Here is a 1,414-nt window from a genome sequence, read left to right as displayed (position 1 = left end):
AGGCCGTGGCCATGCCGTGCAGGCGCAGCTCCTTGAGTTCCGCCATCAAATCACGCATGACCGACCTCCTCGGCCTGGCCACGCAGGCGGTCGTAGCGCGCCGTGTTAGCGACGGGGGCTTCCTTGAGCGACAAGTGGGTTTCGACGCTGGGTGGTGGTTCGGATGCTGTCAGCCGTGCCACGACATTGAGGATGTGTTCGGCGCTCAGGCTGCCGCTCTCCAGTACCAGCTCAACGGCTACCAGCACGGCATCGAGTCCGGCGACCGGTACGGCAGCCAGGACTTGCGCCATGATCCGGTCACCGCCGGCATGACGCCCCAGACCGTGCTTAAGCTGACGCAGCGGTGCTGGCAGATCAGCAAAGGGCGCTCCGTTGCGCAGCGCACCGGGCTTGCGTTCGATCAGCGGGAGGTAGTGCTGCCAGTCATAGCTGACCTGGTCGCGATCCAGCAAGCGGACATGGCTGGCGATCAGCGCGTCGTCAGCCACCACCTCGATTCGCGTCGGATACAAACGGCTGCTGACCCACTTACCCGCGTACTCACATGGCACCGAGTAGCGGTTGCGCCCGACGCTGACCAGGCAGGTGCTGGAGACCCGCGCAGGCCGCTCGACGTAACCGTCGAATGGCGCTGGCACAGGCATCAGTTCAGCGCGCTCCAACTCCAGCACTTCGGCTACACTCAGCCCGCTGTATTGAGGGTGCGTCAGCTCGTTCCAAAGCGCGCGGCAGCGCTGGCCCAGCCAGGCATTGAGTTCCTCGAAGGAGTGAAAATGACAGTCCTGGGCGTCTAGCCAGATGCGCCTACGGCTGTCTTGCACGTTCTTTTCAACGATGCCCTTTTCCCAACCAGCGGCGACGTTGCAGAAGTCCGGATCGAACAGGTAATGCGCGCACATCACCGCAAAGCGCGCATTCACCGTCCGGCCTTTGCCCTTATTGACCTTGTCGACGGCCGTCTTCATGTTGTCGTAGATGCCCCGGCGCGGCACGCCGCCCAAGGAGCCGAACGAGCGTGTATGGGCGTCAAATAACATCTCATGGCCCTGGCTCGGATACGCCACAAGCCAGAACGCACGGCTGGCACACAGCTTCAGATGTGCCACCTGCATACGCCGGTAAATGCCGCCGACCAGCAAGCCTTCCTCGCTCCAGTCAAACTGAAACGCCTCGCCAAGAGCAAAGGTCAGCGGCACAAAGGCCTGCGACGCCTTGCCCTGTCCCCCTCGCCAGGCACGGATAAACGCGGTGAGCTGGCTGTAGCCACCGTCATAACCTTCGGCTTTGATTTGCGCCAACAGCGCCTTGGCACTGCGCCGCTGTTGCTTGGGCCGCAGCGAATCGGCTTTTAGCGCCTGCTCCAGCGTGGCGTGAAAAGGGCTGAGTTTGTTGAAGATCGCGCGGCGTTGGT

At 62.7% G+C, this 1,414-nt stretch carries 1 protein-coding gene; it reads right to left on the bottom strand.

Annotated features, from left to right (window positions below; all coding sequences use genetic code 11):
• Positions 1–50 precede the first annotated feature (50 nt).
• Positions 51–1,414: IS21-like element ISPst3 family transposase (gene istA, locus GYA94_RS20995; RefSeq protein WP_161893029.1), on the bottom strand; the 1,364-nt coding region annotated here is incomplete at its 5' end.

This window comes from Pseudomonas juntendi (assembly GCF_009932375.1).
GTDB lineage: Bacteria > Pseudomonadota > Gammaproteobacteria > Pseudomonadales > Pseudomonadaceae > Aquipseudomonas > Aquipseudomonas juntendi.
Note: the sequence above shows the minus strand (reverse complement) of the source record. Positions and strands in the feature narration are given on the sequence as shown.